At 68.6% G+C, this 21,266-nt stretch carries 20 protein-coding genes; 12 read left to right on the top strand and 8 right to left on the bottom strand.

What is annotated here, in order from left to right:
• The first annotated feature begins 8 nt into the window (after positions 1 to 8).
• Together gluQRS and Q8K84_RS12685 are read left to right on the top strand one after the other, a co-directional pair.
• A complete protein-coding gene (gene gluQRS / locus Q8K84_RS12690; RefSeq protein WP_305283029.1) occupies positions 9 to 860 on the top strand; it encodes a tRNA glutamyl-Q(34) synthetase GluQRS in 852 nt (283 codons plus the stop codon).
• Complete coding sequence (locus Q8K84_RS12685) at positions 857 to 1,771, top strand: DMT family transporter (protein ID WP_305283028.1); 915 nt, start codon at positions 857 to 859, stop codon at positions 1,769 to 1,771. Before gluQRS ends, Q8K84_RS12685 begins: the two co-directional genes overlap by 4 nt.
• On the opposite strand, the gene Q8K84_RS12680 is transcribed toward Q8K84_RS12685, so the two are convergent.
• From Q8K84_RS12680 to bioF, 3 genes are read right to left on the bottom strand one after another with little or no spacing between them, the layout of a single operon-like run.
• Positions 1,768 to 3,189, bottom strand: coding sequence for a protein adenylyltransferase SelO (locus Q8K84_RS12680; protein WP_305283027.1), 1,422 nt, complete (start codon positions 3,187 to 3,189; stop codon positions 1,768 to 1,770). The two genes, Q8K84_RS12685 and Q8K84_RS12680, sit on opposite strands and share 4 nt — an antisense overlap.
• Before the next feature lie 30 nt (positions 3,190 to 3,219).
• Positions 3,220 to 3,879, bottom strand: coding sequence for a dethiobiotin synthase (gene bioD / locus Q8K84_RS12675; protein ID WP_305283026.1), 660 nt, complete (start codon positions 3,877 to 3,879; stop codon positions 3,220 to 3,222).
• On the bottom strand, positions 3,879 to 5,033 hold the full coding sequence (gene bioF, locus Q8K84_RS12670; RefSeq protein WP_305283025.1) for an 8-amino-7-oxononanoate synthase: 1,155 nt from the start codon (positions 5,031 to 5,033) through the stop codon (positions 3,879 to 3,881). Before bioF ends, bioD begins: the two co-directional genes overlap by 1 nt.
• Before the next feature lie 64 nt (positions 5,034 to 5,097).
• Here bioF and Q8K84_RS12665 point away from each other — a divergent pair, with 64 nt between their 5' ends.
• Both Q8K84_RS12665 and Q8K84_RS12660 read left to right on the top strand, forming a co-directional pair.
• On the top strand, positions 5,098 to 6,366 hold the full coding sequence (locus Q8K84_RS12665) for an adenosylmethionine--8-amino-7-oxononanoate transaminase (protein ID WP_305283024.1): 1,269 nt from the start codon (positions 5,098 to 5,100) through the stop codon (positions 6,364 to 6,366).
• Positions 6,367 to 6,370: 4 nt separating this feature from the next.
• Positions 6,371 to 6,784, top strand: coding sequence for a globin (locus tag Q8K84_RS12660; RefSeq protein ID WP_305283023.1), 414 nt, complete (start codon positions 6,371 to 6,373; stop codon positions 6,782 to 6,784).
• A gap of 10 nt (positions 6,785 to 6,794) precedes the next feature.
• Here the strand turns inward: Q8K84_RS12660 and Q8K84_RS12655 are convergent, their stop codons facing one another.
• Both Q8K84_RS12655 and Q8K84_RS12650 read right to left on the bottom strand, forming a co-directional pair.
• Positions 6,795 to 7,730 carry an alpha/beta hydrolase gene (locus Q8K84_RS12655; RefSeq protein WP_305283022.1) on the bottom strand — a complete coding sequence of 312 codons (936 nt, stop codon included), beginning with the start codon at positions 7,728 to 7,730 and terminating at the stop codon, positions 6,795 to 6,797.
• Positions 7,731 to 7,833: 103 nt separating this feature from the next.
• Positions 7,834 to 9,270, bottom strand: coding sequence for an aldehyde dehydrogenase family protein (locus Q8K84_RS12650; RefSeq protein WP_305283021.1), 1,437 nt, complete (start codon positions 9,268 to 9,270; stop codon positions 7,834 to 7,836).
• A 373-nt stretch (positions 9,271 to 9,643) separates the two neighbouring features.
• On the opposite strand from Q8K84_RS12650, the gene Q8K84_RS12645 reads away from it, so the two are divergent.
• From Q8K84_RS12645 to Q8K84_RS12625, 5 genes are all read left to right on the top strand, one after another.
• Complete coding sequence (locus Q8K84_RS12645) at positions 9,644 to 10,375, top strand: SDR family oxidoreductase (RefSeq protein WP_305283020.1); 732 nt, start codon at positions 9,644 to 9,646, stop codon at positions 10,373 to 10,375.
• A 26-nt stretch (positions 10,376 to 10,401) separates the two neighbouring features.
• Positions 10,402 to 10,812, top strand: a complete 411-nt coding sequence (gene folB, locus Q8K84_RS12640) for a dihydroneopterin aldolase (protein WP_305283019.1) — start codon at positions 10,402 to 10,404, stop codon at positions 10,810 to 10,812.
• Between the two features lie 4 nt (positions 10,813 to 10,816).
• The gene (locus Q8K84_RS12635) at positions 10,817 to 11,320 is read left to right on the top strand and encodes a hypothetical protein (RefSeq protein ID WP_305283018.1); all 504 of its coding nucleotides are present in this window, start codon (positions 10,817 to 10,819) and stop codon (positions 11,318 to 11,320) included.
• A 58-nt stretch (positions 11,321 to 11,378) separates the two neighbouring features.
• A complete protein-coding gene (locus tag Q8K84_RS12630; RefSeq protein ID WP_305283017.1) occupies positions 11,379 to 11,789 on the top strand; it encodes a hypothetical protein in 411 nt (136 codons plus the stop codon).
• A gap of 125 nt (positions 11,790 to 11,914) precedes the next feature.
• Positions 11,915 to 13,129, top strand: a complete 1,215-nt coding sequence (locus Q8K84_RS12625) for a tetratricopeptide repeat protein (RefSeq protein WP_305283016.1) — start codon at positions 11,915 to 11,917, stop codon at positions 13,127 to 13,129.
• Between the two features lie 64 nt (positions 13,130 to 13,193).
• On the opposite strand, the gene Q8K84_RS12620 is transcribed toward Q8K84_RS12625, so the two are convergent.
• The gene (locus tag Q8K84_RS12620; protein WP_305283015.1) at positions 13,194 to 14,081 is read right to left on the bottom strand and encodes a branched-chain amino acid aminotransferase; all 888 of its coding nucleotides are present in this window, start codon (positions 14,079 to 14,081) and stop codon (positions 13,194 to 13,196) included.
• A 144-nt stretch (positions 14,082 to 14,225) separates the two neighbouring features.
• On the opposite strand from Q8K84_RS12620, the gene Q8K84_RS12615 reads away from it, so the two are divergent.
• A complete protein-coding gene (locus tag Q8K84_RS12615) occupies positions 14,226 to 14,936 on the top strand; it encodes a response regulator (protein ID WP_305283014.1) in 711 nt (236 codons plus the stop codon).
• Entirely contained in the window at positions 14,936 to 16,282 is a 1,347-nt protein-coding gene (locus tag Q8K84_RS12610) for an ATP-binding protein (protein ID WP_305283012.1), read from the top strand. Before Q8K84_RS12615 ends, Q8K84_RS12610 begins: the two co-directional genes overlap by 1 nt.
• A 38-nt stretch (positions 16,283 to 16,320) precedes the next feature.
• On the opposite strand, the gene Q8K84_RS12605 is transcribed toward Q8K84_RS12610, so the two are convergent.
• Together Q8K84_RS12605 and Q8K84_RS12600 are read right to left on the bottom strand one after the other, a co-directional pair.
• Positions 16,321 to 18,153: a DUF885 family protein gene (locus tag Q8K84_RS12605; RefSeq protein WP_305283011.1), complete on the bottom strand. Its 1,833-nt coding sequence runs from the start codon at positions 18,151 to 18,153 to the stop codon at positions 16,321 to 16,323.
• A 123-nt stretch (positions 18,154 to 18,276) separates the two neighbouring features.
• A complete protein-coding gene (locus Q8K84_RS12600) occupies positions 18,277 to 19,767 on the bottom strand; it encodes a sodium:alanine symporter family protein (RefSeq protein WP_305283010.1) in 1,491 nt (496 codons plus the stop codon).
• Positions 19,768 to 19,957: 190 nt separating this feature from the next.
• Here Q8K84_RS12600 and Q8K84_RS12595 point away from each other — a divergent pair, with 190 nt between their 5' ends.
• Positions 19,958 to 21,253, top strand: a complete 1,296-nt coding sequence (locus Q8K84_RS12595; RefSeq protein WP_305283009.1) for a M20/M25/M40 family metallo-hydrolase — start codon at positions 19,958 to 19,960, stop codon at positions 21,251 to 21,253.
• The last annotated feature ends 13 nt before the right edge of the window (positions 21,254 to 21,266 follow it).

Genomic DNA, 21,266 nt, shown 5'->3' with positions numbered 1-21,266 from the left:
GCCTTGGGGTGAGCCCGCCCTTCATCACCCGCTTCGCCCCCTCCCCCACCGGGCTGCTGCACCGGGGACATGCCTATTCGGCGCTGCTGGCGCATCAGGCCGCGGGCGCCGCTCGGGGGACCTTCCTGCTGCGGATCGAGGATATCGACCTCACCCGCTCGCGGCCGGAGTTCGAGGCGGCCATCTTCGAGGACCTGGCCTGGCTCGGCCTCTCTTGGCCTGAGCCGGTGCGGCGCCAGTCCGAACATCTGGCTGACTATGGGGCCGCCCTGGAGCGACTTCAGGCCGATGGCCTCATCTATCGCTGCTTTCGCACCCGCAAGGAGGTGGCCCAGGCCATGGCCAGCGCCCCCCACGGCGCCATGGACACCTTCCGCAGCGCCCCCCTTCCGGCCCACGAGGAGGCAGAGCGTCTGGCGCGCGAGGAGCCCTTCGCCTGGCGCCTGTCGCTGGATGCGGCGGCGGCGCTGCTCGGTGGGTTCGAACACCTCGCCTTCCAGGAAGAGGGCCAAGGACCCGGCGGCGAGACCGGCCTGATAGCGGCCCGCCCGGAGCTTGGCGGCGACGTCGTACTGGCGCGCAAGGATGTGGGGGTCGCCTATCATCTGGCCGTGGTGGTGGACGACGCCCTGCAAGGGGTGACCCATGTCATCCGCGGCGGCGACCTGTTCGAGGCCGCCCATGTGCAGCGCCTGCTTCAGGCCCTGCTGGGCCTGCCGACGCCAATCTATCGCCACCACCGGCTGCTGGCGGGCCCCGACGGGAAACGCTACGCCAAGCGCGACCGGGCTGAGACCCTCCAGGCCCTGCGGGGCGCGGGCCTAACCCCAGAGCGCCTGCGCCAGGAGATGGGCCTGTGACCGCGCCACAAGAGCCAAGGGCGGGGGATGGCCGCGCCCTGGCCGTGCTGATCTTCGGCGCCATCGTCATCGGCTTCGTGCCCATCCTGGTGCGCCTGTCCGACACTGGCTCGGCTGCCGCCGGCTTCTGGCGTCTGGCCTTCGCCCTACCCCTGCTGGCCCTGTTGACCCGGCGAGCCGGCGCTGGCCTGGGACGCGCGCCCTCGCGCCTGGCCATGATCGCCGGGGTGATGTTCGCCCTCGACCTGGGCTTCTGGCACTATGGGATAGCCCTGACCTCCGTAGCCAACGCCACGGTGCTGACTAATCTCACCCCTGTGGTGGTGACCGCGGTCGCCTGGATCTTCCTGCGCCAGACGCCGCGGAAGCTCTTCCTGCTGGCCGTGACCCTGGCTCTGGCCGGCGCCTTCACCATGGCCGCGGCCCGAGGCGGCGCAATAGGACCCGCCCCTGGCCTCGGCAACGCCGCAGCCGCCCTGACGGCCCTGTGGTACGCCTTCTACTTCCTGGCCGTGAGCGCGGCGCGGCGGACGGAAGCCGCGCTGAGGATCATGTTCTGGTCGAGCCTGACCGGCGCACCCCTGCTGCTGATCGCCGCCCTGCTGCTGGGGGAGAGCGTCATGCCCGCCAGCCTGGGGGGCTGGGCGGCCTGCGCCGGTCTCGGCGTGCTGCATGTGGCCGGTCAGGGCGCTATCGCCTGGGCGCTGGGACGCCTGCCGCCGGCCACCGCTTCGGTGGTGGTGCTGATTCAACCCGTTGTGGCCGCCGCCGCAGGCTGGTGGCTGTTCGCCGAGGCCCTGGGTCCGATCCAGACCCTGGGCGGCGCCATCACCCTGGCCGGGGTGGCGCTCGCCCAATGGTCCGCAAGGCCGCCCAGGATCGCCGCCCCGGACGCGCCAAAACCGCTCTAATCGTCGCTCAGGCCATAGGCCTGGCGGGCCGTCTCGATGGCGGCGAGCTTGGCTTCGAAGGCGCTCCAGTCGTCGGCCTGATCTATGCGCGCCCAGATCGACTCGATCTCCTCATAGATCAGCTCCTGCGGCTCAGGCTCGGCGAAATAGTCATGCTGCAGGGCCCCAGGATCGGTCGGCTCGTAGTGGGCGAGCTGGCGGCGAAACTCGGTGAAGGGCTCCTCCCGGTAGATCTCACCGCGCACCCCCGCCAGGGCGCGGGCCTCATCGCCGCCGAACCAGTCGAAGAAAAAGGGCTCCCACCGCAACGCGTCACCTCCCCCCGCCAGGGCCTGGAAGGCCGCCTGGGCGAGGCTGGCGTCCACTTCGGCGCCGCGGCTCCGCACGCCCAGCCGTCGGCGCATGGCCCGGGCCAGTTCTGCGCGATAGATCCCAGCGAACAGGTTCAGCGCGGCCACAAGCGACTCGTCTTCGACGACCAGGGTGAAGCAGCCGGCCAGCTGGCGGAGATTCCAGAACACCGCCTCGGCCTGCCGTCCGAAGCTGTAGAGCCCTGTCTGGTCGAAATAGGCGGCGACGAAATTGGGATCGTTGCGCGGCAGGAACCGGTAGGGGCCGTAGTCGAAGCTCTCGCCGGTGATGTTCATGTTGTCGGTGTTCAGCACCCCATGCACGAAGCCGGCCGCCATCCATGAGGCGGTCAGCCGAGCCATGCGCCCGATCACCGCCTCCAGCAGGGCGGCGGGTCGATTTTCCGCGCCCTCCAGCGCCGGATAGTAGTGGGCGATCACGTGGTCGATCAGGGCGGAGATGCGCTCAGGGCTCTCCTCGAAGGCGTGCCGCTGGAACGTCCCGAACCGGATGTGGCTGTGCGACAGTCGGGTCAGCACCGCCCCGCGGGTGGGGCTCGGCTCGTCGTTGCGCTGCAGGGCCTCGCCGGTCTCGATCAGGGAGAAGGAGCGAGAGGTGGGCACGCCCTGCGCCTCCAGCATGGCGGTGGCCAACACCTCGCGGACGCCACCCTTCAGGGTCAGCCGTCCGTCACCGGACCGCGACCAGGGCGTCTGGCCCGAACCCTTGGTGCCGAGGTCCAGCAGGCGGCCGCTCCCGGCCTCGCGCATCTGGGCGAACAGGAAGCCCCGCCCGTCCCCAAGGTCTGGATTATAGGTGCGGAACTGGTGGCCGTGATAGCGCATGGCCAGGGGCTGTTTCAGATTGTCCGGCAGGGGGACGAAGCGGCCGAAGTGGGCGATCCATTCCTCGTCCGTCAGCCGGGCCATCCCCACATGCATCGCCGCGCGGTCATTGCGGTAGCGCAGCAGGGTCTGCGGGAAGTCGGTCGCCGCAACGGGATCGGCGAAGTCCGGGCCCATGGCCCCAAACTGCGGATCAGGCTGGTAGGCGGGCGAGATCGGCATGGGCGTGCAGCTCCTGAGCAGGGGTGGACGTCAGATAAGCGCCCGAGCCCAGTCCTGCCCGTTGCGAGGCGCGGAAATGATGAGAGCCCCGGGGAGGAAGCGCGCCACATCCTTAGCGGTTTCGGCGAAGTCCGGCGCGCTGGGATCGGCGTCCTGGCTGAGGATCACCGCCGCCAGGTCGAGACCCCGGGCCTGGACGACGCTCGCGGCGGTCAGGGTGTGGCTGATCGCCCCCAGATAGGAGCCCCCGACCAGGATGACCGGCAGGCCAAGGGCCGCCATCAGGTCGAGATTGGTGGCGTCTTCGCTGAGCGGGGACATCACCCCGCCGGCCCCTTCGATCAGCATCAGCTCAGGCCCAGCCGCCGCAAGAGCGTCCTGGCAAAGCCCGACCAGGGTCTCCAGGCGCAGATCATAGCCCTCCAGCCGCGCAGCCATCGGGGGCGACAGGGCGGCCCGGAAACGGAGCGGCGACATGGCCTGCAGATTGGCCGCCGTCAGGGGCCTGTCGAGGGCGGCCAGCAGCCGGCCGGGATCGCTGTCGCCCCAGTCGCTCGGGTCCATGCCGCTGACGGCCGGCTTGAACGCCCCGACGGCCAAGCCCTGGGCCCGCGCCGCGGCGATCAGGGCGCAGGCTACATAGGTCTTGCCCACATCGGTATGGGCGCCGGCTATGAACAGGGCGCGCATCAGTCGGTCTCCATCAGAACACCGACCGCATCAGCGAGACGGTCAATGTCGGCGTCGTCGTGGTTGGCGGTGAAGGCCAGTCGCAGCCGGGCGGTCCCGGCGGGCACAGTCGGCGGGCGGATAGCGACGGCCAGGAAGCCTTGCGCCTCCAGGGCCTGCATGGCCGAGAGCGTGCGAGCGGCGTCACCCAGGATCACCGGAACAATCGGGCTCTGCGCCTCAGCCAGCCCGAGGGCTGAGGTGAACCGCCGCGCCTTGGTCAGCGGCCGAACGGTCAGCGCATCATCTCCCTCGATGATCTCCAGGGCCGCCAGGGCCGCGCCGGCGCTCGCCGGCGGCAGGCCAGTGGAATAGACGAAGGTTCGCGCCCGGGTGCGCAGCAGATCGATCACCGGACCGCTGGCGCAGACATAGGCGCCGTAGCCGCCGAGCGCCTTGGAGAAGGTCCCCATGGCCAGGTCGATCTGGGCGGTGGGAAACAGGGCGGCGGTTCCGCGGCCCTGCCCGACCACGCCCAGGCCATGGGCGTCATCCACAAGCAGCCAGGCCTCATGCCCCCGCGCCAGGTCGCTGATGCGATCCAGCGGCGCGATGTCGCCGTCCATGGAAAACACCCCGTCGGTGGCGATCAGGGCGTGGCGCAGGCCTGCCCGCTCGGCCCCGAGCTTCGCCGCAAGGTCGGCCACATCGTTGTGGGCGAAGGGTATGATCCTCGCCCCCGACAGCTGCGCCCCGGCCCAGATGCAGGCATGGGCCAGATCATCGATGAAGACGCCGTCGCCAGGACCGATCACCGTCGGGATCAGGCCGGCGTTTGCGAGGTAGCCGGAGCCGAAGACGCACGCGTCTTCCGTCCCCTTGAAGGCCGCCAGCCGCGCTTCAAGCTGGCCCAGCAGCGGATGGTCGCCGGTCACCAGCCGCGAGGCCCCGGCGCCGGCGCCATAGGCGTTTGCGGCCGCGACCGCGGCCTCAATCACCGCCGGGTGGTGGGACAGGTTCAGATAATCGTTGCAAGAAAACGACAGCAGCCGTCGGCCGTCCCGCTCCGCCCATAGCCCGTCGAGCCGATGAGTGGGCGTCAACCGGCGGCGCAGCTGGGCGGCGTCCAGGTCAGCGAGCTTGGCGGCGGCGAAGGTGGAAAGGGTGTCAGTCACGGGGCGCGGTATGCACGAGGCCGCGCCCGCGTTAAAGCCGCCTTCCTTGGCGAAGGAGGCCTCCATGACCGACTGGCTCGAACGGGGCGCTCCCCACGTGTGGCGGCCCTATTGCCAGATGAAGACCGCCCCGGCCCCCCTGGCCGTCGCCCGGACGCAAGGGTCGCGCATCATCCTGGAGGACGGCCGCGAACTGGTGGACGGCATCGCCAGTTGGTGGACCGCCTGCCATGGCTACAACCATCCCCACATCGCCAAGGCGGTGGCCGACCAGCTGGCCCGGGCGCCGCACGTGATGTTCGGGGGCCTGGCCCACGCGCCAGCCTATGACCTGGCCCGGCGGCTGGCCGCCCTCCTGCCGGGCGACCTCGACCACGTCTTCTTCGCCGAAAGCGGTTCGGTCTCGGTGGAGATCGCCATGAAGATGGCGATCCAGTTCTGGATCAACCGGGGCGTCCAGGGCCGCCACCGCTTCGTCAGCTTCCTCGGCGGCTATCATGGGGACACCCTGGCCACCATGACCATCTGTGATCCCGAGGAAGGGATGCACAGTCTGTTCGCCGGCGTCATGCCGAGCCAGCATGTGATCGCCCTGCCCCGGGACGCAGAGAGCGCGGCCGCCTTGGACGCCCTGCTGACCGACAAGGGGCACGAGATCGCCGCCCTGATCGTCGAGCCCCGCATCCAGGGGGCCGGCGGCATGCTGGTCCATGACGATGAGGTGCTTCGCCGCCTGCGGGCCCTGGCCGATCGCCACGACGTACTGTTGATCTTCGACGAGATCTTCACCGGCTTTGGCCGAACGGGCGATCTCTTCGCCTGTCAGGGCGCGGGCGTGACGCCGGACATCATCACCCTGTCCAAGGCGCTGACCGGCGGCACCCTGCCCCTGTCGGCCGCCGTGGCCAGCCGCCGGATCTTCGAGGCCTTCTGGTCCGACGACGCCGGCGCGGCCCTGATGCATGGCCCGACCTACATGGCCAATCCGCTGGCCTGCGCGGCGGCCGGCGCCTCGCTGGACCTGTTCGAGGCCGGCGGCTGGAAGGCCGATGTGGCGCGGATCGAGGCGGCTCTGCAACAAGGCTTGGAGCCCTGTCGCAAGGCCAGGGGTGTGGTCGATGTCCGCACCCTGGGCGCCATAGGCGTGGTGGAGTTTGACGCCGCGGTGGACGCGGGCGGCCTGTGCCAGCAGTTCGCCGAACTGGGCTGCTGGATTCGGCCCATGGGCAAGGTGATCTATCTAACACCGCCCTTCGTCACCACGGACGCGGAGCTGGGGCGGCTGACGGACGCGATCCGAAAGGTTCTGGGCGTGTCCGCATCCTGGGACTAGGCTGATGGTCATGGATTCTCAGGCCCTACTCGACAGTCTCGACCTCGTCGCCGACCGCAGCGAGGATCCTGCGCCGCTGGTTTATGAGCGCTTGTTCGCCCGCTATCCCGAAACCGAGCCCCTGTTCATGGGCGACACCCGCGGCGCGGCCCGGGGCCAGATGCTGCGCCAGGCCATCGAGACCTTGCTGGACTATCTGGGGCCCAACGCGTTCGCCGCCAACTTCCTGCGGGCCGAGCTACGCAATCACGACGACATCGGCGTGCCGGGCGAGATCTTCCCGAGGTTCTACCAGGCCATGGCCGAGGCCTTCGCCGACATCCTTGGGGAAGACTGGACCCCAGCCATGCAGGGCGCCTGGAACGACCTCACAGCGCAGGTGGAACAGATCGTCCAGGGCGAGCCCCAGACGATCTGATTGCACATCCTTAAGTCAGCGCCGCCTTCAGCGACGCCGCCGTGGCCTTGACCGCCTCACCTACCGCCGGCGAGACGTCGGCCATGATGTAGAAGTCGTGGATCAGGCTGGGATACTCCACGTGCTCCACCGCCACACCGGCCGCCCGCAGCCGCTCGGCATGATCGCGGCCTTCGTCCTTCAGGGGATCAAAGCCGGCGGTGACCACCAGGGCCGGCGGCAAGCCCGCGCAATCGACCTTGCCCAGCATGGCCCGGTGAGACTGCGGATGGCCGATGGCCGCCAGACACTTGTCGAACCAGGCGATGGCCTGCTTGGTCAGCAGAGGACCATCCAGCGCCTTGCGTGAAGCGGTTTCCTCCTCGGGCCAGATGCCCGGATAGAGCAGGAGCTGGAAGGCGATCTTGCGTTGGGGGTCGTTCTTCAGGTCCGAGGCGACTGAGGCGGCTAGATTACCCCCGGCGGAGTCGCCGCCGACGGCGAGGCGGGTGGGATCAAAGCCGATCTCGGCAGCATGGTCGAAGGCCCAGCGGGTGGCCGCCAGCGCGTCGTCATGGCTGGCGGGGAAGGGGTTTTCCGGCGCCAGGCGATAGTCAACCGACAGGACCCGTACGCCAGCCAGGCCCGCCAGACGGCGGCAGTGGCCGTCATGGCTCTCCAAGTCGCCGATCACGAAGCCGCCGCCGTGGAAATAGACCAGCCCACCGGTGGTCGCCGCGGCGCCAGCCGGTGTGTAGAGCCTGGCCGGTAGTTCGCCGGCCGCGCCGTCGACCTGCAGGTCGCGGGTCTCGACATCCTTGGGCGCGTTCTGGTCGGTGGCCTGGCGCTGCATGCGATAGCCGGCGCGGACCATGTCCGGCGGCAGGGCGTCCAGGGGCGGGGCGGCCTGGCCCTCGGCCGCCTTGGCCTGGGCCTCCATCATGGCCTGGAAGTGGGGGTCCATCATCGGCGATTTCCTCGTTCGCAGGGTCGCGCTCTTGCCGGCGCGGTCATGAAAACGGCCCCCGGCGCATCGCCGGGGGCCGTGGGTCTCGTGGGCCTTGCAGCCCCTATTCGGCGGCCTGCTTGGGCGCGTAGCCCATGACCGCCTTGACCTCCAGGAACTCGTGGAAGGCGAAATCGCCCCACTCGCGCCCGTTGCCGCTCATCTTGAAGCCGCCGAAGGGGGCCGTCATGTCCGAGGCGCCATTGATCGACACCTGGCCGGCGCGGAGTTTGGAAGCCACTTCCCGGGCCTTGGCCAGGTCGGCGCCATTCACATAGGCCGCCAGGCCGTATTCGGTGTCGTTGCCGATGGCGATGGCCTGATCGAGGTCCTCATAGCCGAGGATCGAGAGGACGGGACCGAAGATCTCCTCGCGGGAGATGGTCATGTCCGGCGTCACATTGGCGAACACCGTCGGCTGGACGTAGTAGCCCTTGTCCAGGCCCTCGGGACGGCCGGGGCCGCCGGCGACCAGGGTGGCGCCTTCGTCGACGCCCTTCTGGATCAGGGCCTGGATCTTGTCCCACTGGGTCTGGGAGACCACCGGACCCAGCATGGCGTTGCCTGTGGGGTCGCCCACAGTCACCTGGGCGGCGGCTTCCTTGGCCGCGGCGATCGCCTCGCCCATCCGCTTGGAGGGGACCAGCATCCGGGTGGGCGCATTGCAGGACTGGCCCGAATTGGTCATCACCTGACGCACGCCGCCAGCCACGCTCTTGGCGAAGACGTCGTCGTCCAGGACGATGTTGGGGCTCTTGCCGCCCAGTTCCTGGTGGACGCGCTTGACGGTCGGGGCGGCGTTCTTGGCCACCTCGATGCCGGCCCGGGTGGAGCCGGTGAAGGAGACCATGTCCACTTCCGGATGGGTCGAGAGCGGCACGCCCACGCCGAGACCATCGCCGTGAACGAGGTTGAACACGCCGGCCGGCACGCCGGCCTCATGCATGATCTCGGCAAAGATCTGACCGGTGAACGGCGCAACTTCCGACGGCTTCAGCACCATGGTGCAGCCGGTGGCGAGCGCCGGAGCGACCTTGCACATGATCTGGTTGAGCGGCCAGTTCCAGGGCGTGATGAAGCTGCAGACCCCGATCGGCTCCTTGACGATCATGGTCGAGCCACGGTCTTCCTCGAACTTGAAGTCCTTCAGAATGCCGATGGCCGTGGCCAGATGGCCCATACCGGACGGGACCTGGGCGCGTTGGGCCAGGGAGGCCGGGGCGCCCATTTCCTCGGTGACGGCGTTGGCCAGGTCGCCGAAGCGCTTCTGGTACTCGGCCAGGACCCGCTGCATGACGTCCAGACGCTCTTCGCGGCTGGTCTGGGACCAGGTGGCGAAGGCCTTGCGGGCCGCCTTTACGGCCTTGTCCACATCGGCTTCGCCGCCGAGGGCGATCTTGCCGACCACCTCTTCAGTGGCGGGATTGATGACGTCCAGGGTCTTAAGCGACGCCGGCTCGACCCACTGGCCGTCGATATAGAACTTCAGATATTCGCGCATGCCGTCCTCCTGGACCCTAGATTTCTTGGCGCCGGCTCCACGGCCCGCGCAATTTCAAACAGGCATTTTAGTTATCGATGTTCACCAAGGGAACATCAATCCGGTCGGCGCGGGTCGCGCGCCACATCCCACCCCAAGGTGGCGCGCCTGGGCGCTCGCCGCAACAGGCCCCGCGCGGTTTTGCGCCGCGCTTGAACCCATGGCTCGCCTTGCGGGCCGGCGCGGGCCTCGCTAAAGCCGGGGGGCGTTATGTTTCCTGGAGAGCTCCATGACCGCCATCCTCACCATCCTGGCGTTCCTCGTCGTGATCTTTGCGATCAACATCTATGAGTTCGGACGGCCGGACTAAGCTGCGCTAGCGGAGCGGGCGGCCTTGACCGAGCCCCGCGGCGCGGCCCTCGTCACCGGGGCGGCGCGACGCATCGGTCGGGTTCTGGCGCTCAGCTGCGCCGAGGCTGGCTATGACGTGGCTCTGCACTGCCGGGCCATAGATGACGACGCCGAGACCGTCGCCGCCGAGATCCGCGCCCTGGGTCGCCGCGCGGCCTTGTTCACCCGGGACCTTCGCAAGGAATCGGAGACCGCGCCCCTGGTCGGTGAGGCTGAGGCCGAGCTTGGGCCGGTCAATCTGCTGGTCAACAGCGCCTCAGTGTTCGAGGACGACGCCTTCACCACCATGAACCGCCAGTCCTGGGACCTGCACATGGAGACCAATCTCCGCGGGCCCCTGGTTCTTTCCCAGGCCTTCGCCCGGCGGATCACGGGTCAGCGACAGGGCCTGATCGTCAACATTCTCGACCAGCGGGTCCTGCGCACACAGCCGGCCTTCTTCTCCTACTCCCTGAGCAAGGCCGCCCTGTGGGAGGCGACCCGCATGATGGCTCTGGCGCTCGCTCCCCGGGTGCGGGTGAACGGCATCGGGCCAGGCCCGGTCCTGCCTTCCATCCACCAGACCCCCGAGGATTTCGCCCAGGAAGCCGCCAGCACGCCTCTGGCCCGGGCCGTTGACCCCAGGGAGATCGCCCAGGCCCTGCGCTACCTCATTGACGCTCCGTCAGTGACGGGCCAGATGATCGCCATCGATTCCGGCCAGCATCTGGCCTGACCCCCGCGAGCCCGGAGGGCGTCCCCATGGCCCTGTCCCCCGTCACCGAAGACCAGCTGTCCCCGGAGTCCGGCGGCTGCCGGGTGGTGGCCAGCAAGATCTTCGTCTCCACCCTGCGGGTCGACGCCTATGTGGGAATCTACGCCCATGAGCGCGGGCGCAGCCAGCCCCTGGTCATCGATGTCGAGCTAGACGCCGCCGTCGCCGGCGCTGAGCTCCTGTCCGACACCGTGAACTATGAACTGGTGGCGGAGGCCGCCCGGTCCCTGGCCGCATCAGGCCATATCGGCCTGGTGGAGACCTTCGCCGAGATGCTGGCCCGGGCCTGCCTGGCCGATCCCAGGGTCACCCGCGCCCGGGTGCGGGTCGACAAGCCGCAGGCTTTGGCCCCGCACGCCGCGAGCGCCGGCGTCGAGGTTGTCCTCGTTCGGACCTGACAGCATGGCGACGGTCCACCGCGCGCGGATTTCGCCCCTCCTGCCCATCACGGAATGGACCCTGGTCGAGGGCGAACTGACAGAACGGCGTGGCGTCCGGGTTCGTCGATTCCCTCTGAGCGAATTGCGGCGTCTGTCGATCACCGAGGGGCTGGCGCGGGCTGACTTCGCCCGGGGCCGGGTGCGTATTCCCGCTCGCAGCTTTGGCCGAGGCGGGCGGTTGGATGATCATGGGCCAAGCTTCGTCCAATTGACGGAAGCCCTGGCCTCCGAGAGTGCGGCCTACGCCCCGCAGCTTCGCCTGGGGCGACCCCGGCGCCAGGCGGCGGAGATGTTGGTCTGGACCATTGTCCTGTGCGGCTCAGGGGCCCTGGCGGTAATGGCTGCAGCCGCCATGATCGGCGCCTGGGCGCTGGGCCTGGCCCTGGCGGCGCGACTGATCTTCGTCCTGATCCTGACGGCCGCCGCTCTGCCCTGGATCGATCGACAGCAGATAACGCCGAATTAAGGTGCTCGCGGCCCCCCGGCGCCGCAAGATCACGACCAACGCCTTGAAGGATCCCGCCATGACCGACGCCTTGACCGACGCCACGCCGCCGGCCGCCCCGAGCGAAGACCGCACCATGCCCGCGGTCGTCTACGGGCTCTACCTGCTGGGTCTGGCCAATGTGATCACCATCTTTATTGGACTGGTCATCGCCTATGTTAATCGCGACAGGGCGGGGCCGGTGATGGCCAGCCACTACACCTTCCAGATTCGCACCTTCTGGCTCTCGATCGGCTGGTTCGTCATCGGCGGCCTGCTGCTGCTGTTTGGCATCCCGCTGTCGTTCGTCCTGATCGGCATCCCAGCTGTGATGCTGGGCGTCTTCATCATGGGCGCCGTCTGGATCTGGTTTGCGGTGCGCTGCGTGCTGGGGGTCATCTATCTGGCGCGCGGCGAAGCCTATCCGCGGCCTTTGAACTGGCTGATTTAGAGGCGCCCTGCCCAATTCGGGGGCGGCCGGGGCCCGCCGCCCTACCCCAGGGGTTGCATCCCCTTGAGGCCGCCGCCCGTAGCTCACCTAGCTTAACCATACAGGCGGACAACGGGGGAGTTGGCATGCTGGGGCGGATTATCGGATTGCTTCTGGGGCTCGGACTGGGCGGCCTCGCCTATGCTGTCCTCAATCCAGGCGGCCTGGAGGGACAGATACCTTCCATTGATCTTGGCGCCTTTGAGGGCGTGCGGCGCGGCGTCGCTCTGGCCGCGGGCCTCCTGGGCGCCGCCCTGGTGGTCGCGGCCTTGATGCGCAGCCCCGCACGACGCAAGGCCCGCGACGGGCTGCCGGTCATCGCCGATTTCAAGTTCGCCGACGACGTCCAGGACGCAAAGGAGGCGGCGCTCCCGGAAGAGCCCCGTCCCTTTCCAGGCCTGAGCCCGCTTCAAGCCCTTGAGGCTTCGCCGGTTCCTGAGCCTGCGCCCTTCCCCGCCGCGACCGTGGCGGACGCCCTCGACAGCGCCCCCGAGCCGGAGCTGGAAACAGAAGTGATCGAGCCTGCGCCCCCGGCGACGGGCGCCCTGCCCTCTGCTGAGGAAGAGTCTGAGCCCGCGGCCGAACTTCCGGCGCCCCTGGCCGCGGTGGCGGCCGCCTCGCTCACCCCGCCGTCCGAGGCCGGGATTGAGCCTGGGATTGAGCCCGCCTCAGAAGCCGCGTCGCCCTCGACCATCTTGGACGAGGGCGCGCCCGATTCGCCGCCGCCGGCCGGACACGATTTCGACGCCGCCCGCGCCGAACTGCGCACCCACGCCCGGGCAGAGGCCTGGGCTCCCGCCGCCCAGGCCCTGCAACGGGTTTCCGCCCTGGCCGCCACCGATCGCCAGCAGATGCTGGCCGCCCAGGACGCGGGGGATTTCGCCCGCGCCCAGGGGCGCACCGACGACGCCATCGAGTCCTATGACCTGGCCCTGGCCTATGCCCGCCAGGCCGAGGCGCCGGAGCTGATCGCCGACGCCCTGCTCAATGTGGGGGACATGGCCTATGAGGAACACCGGTTGGACGCCGCGGTGGAGTCCTATGAGACGGCGCTGATCCTGCGTCGCCAGATCGCCCAGGAGGTCGGCGACGCCGACGCCCGCCGCGCCCTGTCCATAGCCCTGGAGCGTCTGGCCGACGCCCGCGAGGATCGGGGTCACCGCACCCGCGCGCTTGATCTCTACCGCGAGAGCGAGGCGATCGCCGCCGATCTGGCCGAGACCGACGCCGGTCGGTACGGCGCCGATCTGGCCGCCACCCGACTGCGCCTTGAGGAGCTTGAGGCCCGGATCATGGCCTGAACGAAAGCGCCCCCTCCGCCAGGGGCGAAGGGGGCGTGTCTGTCGGCGGACGCCAGGGGCGTACTCAGGCCGGCTGCAACTGACGGCGGACCATCTTGGCGTAATCGTCCATCAGGCTCAGCGAGATGTTTCCGGGGGTGAAGCGGTACTCGCCGATCTGCGAGACCGGAGTCACCTCGGCCGCCGTCCCCACCACGAAGCACTCGGTGAAGCCGGCCAGCTCCTCGGGCTTGATGTGGCGCTCGACCACCTCGAAGCCCTTGCCCTTGGCCAGGGCGATCACCGACTGGCGGGTGATGCCGTTCAGGAAGCAATCGGGCGTCGGCGTGTGCAGCACCCCGTCCTGGACAAAGAACACGTTGGACCCGGTGCTCTCGGCCACATAGCCGCGATAGTCGAGCATCATGGCGTCGGTGTAGCCGTCCTTCTCCGCCGCATGTTTGGAGATGGTGCAGATCATGTAGAGGCCGGTGGCCTTGGCGTGGACCGGCTCGGTTTCAGGCGAGGGGCGCTTGTACTTGGCCCAGCACATCCGAATGCCCTTGGCCTTCTCCTCTGGCGAGAAGTAGCTCGGCCACTCCCACACCGCCACGGACACGTGGATCTTGGTGTCCTGGGCCGAGACGCCGATCATCTCCGATCCGCGCCACGCGATAGGCCGGACATAGGCGTCGGTCAGGCCGTTCTTGGCGCAGGTGTCCTTGCAGGCCTGATCGATCTCGGCCACCGTGAAGGGGATCTCGAAATCCAGCATCTCCGCCGACTTGAACAGGCGCTCCGTATGTTCGGTAAGCTTGTAGATCTCTCCGCCATACATCCGCTCGCCTTCGAACACCGCCGAGGCGTAGTGGAGGCCGTGCGTCAATACGTGCACCTTCGCCTCGCGCCAGGCCACGAACTGGCCATCCAGCCAGATCCATCCATCGCGATCGTCAAAGGGAACGAGAGCCATCGGCGTAGAGCCTTCCTTTCAATGCGCCCCCCTTACAACGCTCCAGATCGCGCTCGTCAAACGAAATGGCCACGCCGACGCGATGGCCGCGGAGACCAGAGCGGCCTATCCTGTCACCCTGCGCCACGGGGAGCCGCCAGACGCATGAGCCTTGCTGAAGCTTCTGGGCCCCTGGCCCGCCATCTGCTGGTGGTCGATGACGACGACCGCATCCGCGAACTGCTGAAAGCCTTTCTCAGCCGTGAGGGGTTTCGCGTCACCACGGCGGCCGGCGGGCCGGCTGCGCGGCGGCTTCTGGACAGCCTGGATTTCGATCTGGCGGTGTTCGACGTGATGATGCCCGGTGAAGACGGGGTCTCTCTCACGCGCTGGCTGCGCGGCCGCGGGGGCGAGACGGGGCGCACGCCCGTGCTGATGCTGACCGCCCTGGGCGAGGCCGAGCACAGGATCGAGGGCCTGCAGGTCGGCGCCGACGACTATCTGGGCAAGCCCTTCGAGCCCCAGGAGCTGCTGCTGCGCATCGAGGCCATCCTGCGCCGCACGGCCCAGCGCGCGCCGGCCGCCGGCCGCTTCTCACTTGGGGCCTGCGCCTTTGATCTGGCCCGGGGCGAACTGTCACGGGAGGGGGCGCCGGTGCGCCTGACCGAGGGCGAGGCCGTGCTGCTGCGCCGGCTCGCCCAATCTCCGCATGAGCCGGTCGACCGGCTGGAGCTGGCTCGCGACACCGTCGATCCCTCTGGCCGGGCCGTGGACGTGCAGGTCACGCGCCTGCGCCGCAAGATTGAGGCCGACCCAAAGGCGCCGCGCTATCTGCAGACCGTCCGCGGGGTCGGTTACATGCTGGCGCCGGACTGATGCGGGTCCGGCTGCCGCCGCGCTATCTGGGCCGGCTGATCAAGCGCCGGCTGCCGACCAGCCTGTTCGGCCGCTCCCTGCTGATCATCGTCCTGCCGGTGGCCCTCATGCAGGTGGCGGTCACCTGGATTTTCTTCGACGCCCACTGGGACACTGTCACCAGCCGCCTGTCCGATGGCCTGGCGGGCGAGGTGGCCTGGGCGGTGGCGGGCTATGAGGACGACAAGAGCCCCGAGGCCTTCGCCGTGCTCGCCGCCCGGGCTGAAGAATCACTCAGTCTGTCGATCGCGCTGCAGGAGGGGCGCGACCTGCCCCTGAACCGCCGCTACTCCTTCTTCGCCCCCGTCGACAGGTCCCTGAAGCGGGCCCTGTCGGAGCAACTGGACGTCCCCTTCTGGTTCGATACGACCCGCTACCCGGCCTATGTGGACATCCGGGTGCAGGTGGACGAGGGCGTGCTGCGCATTCTGGCGCCGCGGGACCGGGCCTTCGCAACTCAGGGACATATCTTCATCCTGTGGATGACCGTGGCGACCCTGTTGCTCACAGCGATCGCCATCCTGTTCATCCGCAACCAGACCCGGGCCATCGAACGGCTGGCGACGGCGGCGGACGCCTTCGGCCGAGGCGAAGACGACAAGGCCTTCAAGCCGCACGGCGCCCGGGAAGTGCGACAGGCGGCCCACGCCTTCCTGGCCATGAAGTCCCGCATCCAACGCCATATCGAACAGCGCACCGCCCTGCTGGCCTCGGTCAGCCACGACCTGCGCACGCCCCTCACGCGCCTGAAACTGGAGCTCGCCCTGGCGCCGCCGTCCTCGCGCACGGGCGACATGAAGCGCGACCTGGCCGAGATGGAGCACATGATCGATGAGTACCTCGCCTTCGCCCGCGGCGAGGGGGGCGAGAGCGTCGAGGACATCCTGCTGCGCCCCCTCCTGGAGGAGGTCGCCGAGGGCGCCATCCGCGCGGGCGCGGCCGTGCGAGTCGAGGCGCCCGAGGGCCTGACAGCCCGGGTCCGCCCAAGCGCCCTACGCCGGGCGGTCTCCAATCTGGTGATGAACGCCGCCGTTCACGGCGAGACCGTCGAAGTGATCGCCCGCAGGCTCCCCTCGGGCGGGGTCGAGATCGCGGTGGACGACGACGGCCCCGGCATTCCGGTCGCCCAGCACGAGGACGCCTTCAAGGCCTTCAACCGCCTGGACGAGGCGCGCAATCAGAACATCAAGGGTGTCGGCCTGGGCCTGGCCATAGCCCGGGACGTGGCGAGGGGCCATGGGGGCGAGGTGCTGCTCGACCGCTCGCCCCTGGGCGGCCTGCGGGCCGTCATCCGCCTGCCGGCCTGAATCCCTGGGCGATCGCCCAGGGTTCATTGCGGCGCAGGTCAGGCGGCCCGGCGGGCGGCGATGTGGTTGTCGATCACCGCCTCGAGCACGGTCAGGGGCACGGCCCCCGACAGCAGGCCAGCATCATGGAAGGCCCGCAGGTCGAACTGGTCGCCCAGGGCCGTCCGGGCCTTTTCCCGCAGCCGCAGCCAGACGAGCTTGCCCACCATGTAGCTGCAGGCCTGGCCCGGCCACACGGCGTAACGCTCAATCTCGGTGGTCGAAGATGAGATCGGAGAGCCGTCAATCGAAGACATGGTCTCGATGGCCTGCTCACGGCTCCAGCGCTTGGCGTGAATGCCGGTGTCGACCACCAGACGGGCGGCGCGGAACAGAGCCGCCTGCAGATAGCCGACCTCGCCGAGCGGGTTGTCCTCATAGACCCCCATCTCCTTGGCCAGCTCCGCGGCATAGAGCGCCCAGCCCTCGCCATAGGCCGACAGGAAGGTCGCGCGCCGGATCATTGGCAGATCCGCCTCCTGCTGCAGGGCGAGCTGCATGTGATGACCTGGCGCCGCCTCGTGATAGGTCAGGGTCGGCAGGGTCCAGGTGGGGTTTTCAGCCGAATCCCGCAGGTTGATCCAGAAGATGCCCGGCCGGGAGCCGTCCAGGGTCGGCTGGTTGTAGTAGCCCCCGGGCGCGCCGGCCTCGATGAACTTGGGAACCCGACGGACCTCGACCGGCGCCTTGGGCAGGGTCCCGAAATATTCGGGCAGGCGCTTGTACATGGCCTCGGTCATGGTGTTGAGGGACTCGATCAGCTCCTCCTTGCCGGCGTCGGTGTCGGGGAAGTGATATTTCGGCTCCTTGAACAGGGCCGCGATCCGCTCGCCGACCGTCCCCTGGGTGTAGCCTTCCGCCTTGAGGATGACATCGGCCCGGGCCGATAGCTGACGGGCCTGCTCCAGGCCCATCTGATGGACCTCCTCGGCGCTCAGTGTGGTGGTGGTGGAGGCGCGCAGGGCGTGCTCGTAATAGGCTTCCCCATCGGGCAGCCGCCAGACGCCGGCGTCATGGACCGCCCGGGGGGCCAGCTCGCCCATCAGGGCGATCTGGCGCTCCAGGGCCGGCAGCACCTTGTCGGCATAGATGGCCTGGGCCTGGGCGGCATAGTCTCCGGCGATCCCCTTGGCCGCGGCCCGCTCAGCCACCGATGTGACCAGGGGGGATTGCCCCGGTTCGGCGCGTAGGCCGCTCATCTGGGTCAGGGTGCGTTCGATGACGAAGTCCGGCGGGATGACGCCGAGGTCCACGTCGCGACGCACCCGCTCGACCTCCTGGTCCATCACCGTGGCGAAGGCCTCAAGGCGGGAAAGATAGGCGTCGGCGTCGCCCTTGGTCTCGATGACGTGCTGAGATCCCAGGAAGTCCGGCACGCTCTGATAGGCGCCCGACAGCTGCGAGATGACATAGGGCTGGCCTGCGCCACGCCGGCCATAGACGAAACTGCGATTGGCCGCGTGCTCAGTCTCCAGGGAGAACTTCACCGCGTCATAGTTGATGGCGTCCATCCCGGAGAGCTCGGCCCGCGGCAGGGTCTGCATCCGCGCCAGCTGATCGGCGGTCTTGGCCCGGTCAGACTGAAGGGCGGCGACGGAGGCGGGGCTCAACTGCGCCTTGGCGCCGGCGCGGGCGCCGGAGTCCAGGCCAAGCCGGGTGACAAGCTCGGGCACATCGTCCAGCGCCTGCTGGTAGAAGGCCTCCAGCAGGGTGTCGAGACGGTCTCCTGCCAGAGCGGGCGTCTGGGCGAAGGCCAGGTTGGCGCGCCCTGCGGTCCCGGCCAAGGCCAGGGCGCCGGCCGCGCCAAAGAGCATCTGACGACGGGTCTGCACGACGGAATTCCTCACGGTGACTGTTACCTCTGTTACCAGCCACGCTAAGGGGCGTGGCTCGCGAGGAAAACCCGAAAGGCGGGATCGGCCCCGAAATTTGGCGCCGATCCCGCGACAGCGGACTCAGTCGTGGTCAGGACCGGCCTTCCGATCACCCTTGGCGAGCTTGAACACCACCCCAGACAGCAGGGCCAGGGCCACGAGATTGGGCAGGGCCATACTGGCGTTGGAGATATCCCCCAGTCGCCAGACGAAGGTGATCTCCTGGAACGACCCGATGAAGATCATCAGCACCCACAGCAGGCGGAACGGGATGGCCAGCTTCTCGCCGAACAGGTGGGTGACCGCCCGTTCGCCGTAGTAGCTCCAGGTCAACAGGGTCGTGAAGACGAACAGGATCAGGGCCACAGAGGCGATCAGTCCGCCGATGGCGAAGCCGAATACCTCCAAGGGGAAGGCCGCTGAATAGGCCGCCTCGGTCATGGCGAAACCGTTGAGGTCGGAGCTCCACACATGCTCCTGCATCACCGTGACGCCTTCGGCGTTGGTGGCCGGGAAGGCGCCCTGGACGGTCAGAAGGACAAGTCCCGTCGCCGTACAGATCACCAGGGTGTCGATGAAGGTGCCCATCATGGCGAACCGGCCCTGGCGGGCTGGATCCTCGGTCTGGGCCACGGCGTGGGCGATGGGGGTGGAGCCCTGCCCCGCCTCGTTGGAGAACAGGCCCCGGGCTACCCCTGCCCGGATGGCCATGATCATGCCAGCGCCGACAAAGCCGCCGGCCGCCGCATGGCCGGTGAAGGCGCTTTCGAAGATGGTCGCGAAGGCGCCGGGCAGATCCTCGAAATTGAGGATCAGGGCGATGACGGCCATGGTCACATAGGCCAGGGCCATGGTCGGCACGACCTTCTCGGCGATGGAGCCGATGGACTTGATACCGCCGATAATCACGGCGAACACCGCGGCGGCGACAACCAGCCCCGCCACCCACTCTGGCGCGCCGGTGATCGCGTGGATCGAGTCGGCCACCGAATTGGCCTGGATCATGTTGCCGGTGGTGACCGAGGAAAACAGGGTGCCGACGCAGAACAGCCCCGCCAGCCAGCCCCACTTCTTGCCAAGACCGAGGCGGATATAGGTCATGGGGCCGCCACGGTAGTCGCCATTGGGCCCCTGTTCGCGATAGCGGATGGCCAGCGCGCCCTCGGCGAAGGCCAAGGCCATGCCGATCAGCGCGGTGACCCACATCCAAAAGAGGGCGCCTGGCCCTCCCAGGGTGATGGCCGTAGCCACGCCCGCCAGGTTGCCGGTGCCGACCTGCCCCGACAGGGCGGTGGACAGAGCGGCGAAGGGAGAGATCTCGCCCTTCTTTCCATCACCGGAGGCGTCGGCGTCCTTCTCACTCTTGAACAGGCCGACGAAGGCCTTGCCCAGGTGAGTGATGGGGTAGAAGCGCAGACCGAACATCATCCATAGGCCGACCCCAAACAGGGCGATGACCATCGGCGGGAAGGGCAGAACCGCAACCCCGTTCCAGGAGCCCCCCCAGATGAAGTCGCTGACATTGGTCACCTGAGCGTAGAAGGCCTCTACGGCGCTGGTCTCTTCCGGCATGAATGTCCCCCTAGACAGGCGCCCGTCGCGCGAAGTCGCGAACCTAGCTCTCCTGGCGCGGATTTGACCAGGGGCCACGCATCATGGAGCCTGGGGCCCCACCAGCAACGAAAGACCTGTGCGCTGCAGGAGCGTTCAGCGCATCATGGCGCCTGCGTCGCAGCCATAAGCCACAAGAGAGACCCCACGGATGACCCTTCGAGACCGTCTCGCGCCCGCCCTCGCCGGTCTTTCGGCGGCCTGTTTTCTCAGCCTGGGCGGGGCGGCGCAGGCGCAGGAGACACCGGTTCCCGCCATCGCCGCCTCGGCGGCCTTCGCTGAGGCCAAGGCTTATCTCGCCAAGGACTTTGAGCGCACCGTGGCCGACATCATCACCCTGACCGAGATCCCCGCTCCGCCCTTCCAGGAGGCTGAACGGGCCAAGGCCTATCTGGCCATGCTCTCGGCGCACGGCCTGACGGAGACGACCACCGACGATGAAGGCAATGTTATGGGGCTGCGGCGGGGTTCGGGCGCCCCGGGCGGCCCGGTCCTGGTGGTCTCGGCCCATCTGGACACCGTCTTCCCCGCGGATACGGACGTGACCGTCCGTCGGGAGGGTACACGGCTCATGGCGCCCGGCGTCGGCGACGACACGCGCTCCCTGGCGACGCTGCTGGCCTATATCCGGGCGATGGATGCCGCCAGGATCGTCACGGAAAAGGACATCCTGTTCGTCGGCACCGTCGGCGAGGAGGGGCCCGGCGACCTGCGCGGGGTGCGCCACCTGTTCACCCAGGGCGCCTACAAGGACCGGGTCGAGGCCTTCTTCTCGTTTGACGGGTCTGATCCTTCGCGGGTGGTGACCGGGGCTGTGGGATCCAAGCGCTACAGGACATTCTTCCGCGGACCTGGCGGCCATTCCTATGGCGCCTTCGGCCTGGTCAATCCCATGGCCGCCATGGCCCGGGCGACGGTGGGGCTCTATGAGATTGAGGTCCCGCAGACCCCGCGCACCACCTATTCCGCCAGCGTCACCGGTGGCGGCGTATCGGTGAACTCGATCCCGGCCGAGGTCTATACCGAGTACGACATGCGCTCAGAGAGCCCCGAGGCGCTCGCCCGCCTGGAAGCCCAGCTGCTGGCCGTCTTCAATGAGGCGGTCGCGGCGGAAAACTCGGCCCGCTCGGTCTCCGAGGGCGAGATCACCGTGGAGCCCCTGGTCATCGGCGACCGGCCCGCAGGAGGAACCGATCCCGAGAGCCTGCTGGTGCGCAGCGTGATGGCGGCCAACCGGCTTCAGGGGTTTGAGCCGAAGTTGTCGGCCTCCTCCACCGACTCCAACATCCCCATGAGCCTGGGAATCCCAGCCATCACCATGGGGGCTGGTGGGACCGGCGGCCGGGCGCACGCCCTGGACGAGTGGATCGACGTCGAGCCCGTGGAGAGCCTGCGGGGCATGACGGTCGGCCTGCTCGCCATCCTGGCGGTCGCGGGCGTCAACTGAGGCGCCGGGGCCG

Source organism: Phenylobacterium sp. (assembly GCF_030679875.1).
Classification (GTDB): domain Bacteria; phylum Pseudomonadota; class Alphaproteobacteria; order Caulobacterales; family Caulobacteraceae; genus Phenylobacterium.
The sequence above is the reverse complement of the archived record's forward strand: the minus strand, read 5'-3'. Positions and strand labels throughout refer to the sequence as shown.

Excerpts from the sequence above, each read along its gene's own strand:
- Q8K84_RS12680 (WP_305283027.1), bottom strand. The coding sequence starts at position 3,189 with ATGCCGATCTCGCCCGCCTACCAGCCTGATCCGCAGTTTGGGGCCATG.
- bioD (WP_305283026.1), bottom strand. The coding sequence starts at position 3,879 with ATGCGCGCCCTGTTCATAGCCGGCGCCCATACCGATGTGGGCAAGACC.
- Q8K84_RS12665 (WP_305283024.1), top strand. The coding sequence starts at position 5,098 with ATGACCGACTGGCTCGAACGGGGCGCTCCCCACGTGTGGCGGCCCTAT.
- Q8K84_RS12660 (WP_305283023.1), top strand. The coding sequence starts at position 6,371 with ATGGTCATGGATTCTCAGGCCCTACTCGACAGTCTCGACCTCGTCGCC.
- Q8K84_RS12655 (WP_305283022.1), bottom strand. The coding sequence starts at position 7,730 with ATGATGGACCCCCACTTCCAGGCCATGATGGAGGCCCAGGCCAAGGCG.
- Q8K84_RS12650 (WP_305283021.1), bottom strand. The coding sequence starts at position 9,270 with ATGCGCGAATATCTGAAGTTCTATATCGACGGCCAGTGGGTCGAGCCG.
- folB (WP_305283019.1), top strand. The coding sequence starts at position 10,402 with ATGGCCCTGTCCCCCGTCACCGAAGACCAGCTGTCCCCGGAGTCCGGC.
- Q8K84_RS12635 (WP_305283018.1), top strand. The coding sequence starts at position 10,817 with ATGGCGACGGTCCACCGCGCGCGGATTTCGCCCCTCCTGCCCATCACG.
- Q8K84_RS12630 (WP_305283017.1), top strand. The coding sequence starts at position 11,379 with ATGACCGACGCCTTGACCGACGCCACGCCGCCGGCCGCCCCGAGCGAA.
- Q8K84_RS12625 (WP_305283016.1), top strand. The coding sequence starts at position 11,915 with ATGCTGGGGCGGATTATCGGATTGCTTCTGGGGCTCGGACTGGGCGGC.
- Q8K84_RS12620 (WP_305283015.1), bottom strand. The coding sequence starts at position 14,081 with ATGGCTCTCGTTCCCTTTGACGATCGCGATGGATGGATCTGGCTGGAT.
- Q8K84_RS12615 (WP_305283014.1), top strand. The coding sequence starts at position 14,226 with ATGAGCCTTGCTGAAGCTTCTGGGCCCCTGGCCCGCCATCTGCTGGTG.
- Q8K84_RS12610 (WP_305283012.1), top strand. The coding sequence starts at position 14,936 with ATGCGGGTCCGGCTGCCGCCGCGCTATCTGGGCCGGCTGATCAAGCGC.
- Q8K84_RS12600 (WP_305283010.1), bottom strand. The coding sequence starts at position 19,767 with ATGCCGGAAGAGACCAGCGCCGTAGAGGCCTTCTACGCTCAGGTGACC.
- Q8K84_RS12595 (WP_305283009.1), top strand. The coding sequence starts at position 19,958 with ATGACCCTTCGAGACCGTCTCGCGCCCGCCCTCGCCGGTCTTTCGGCG.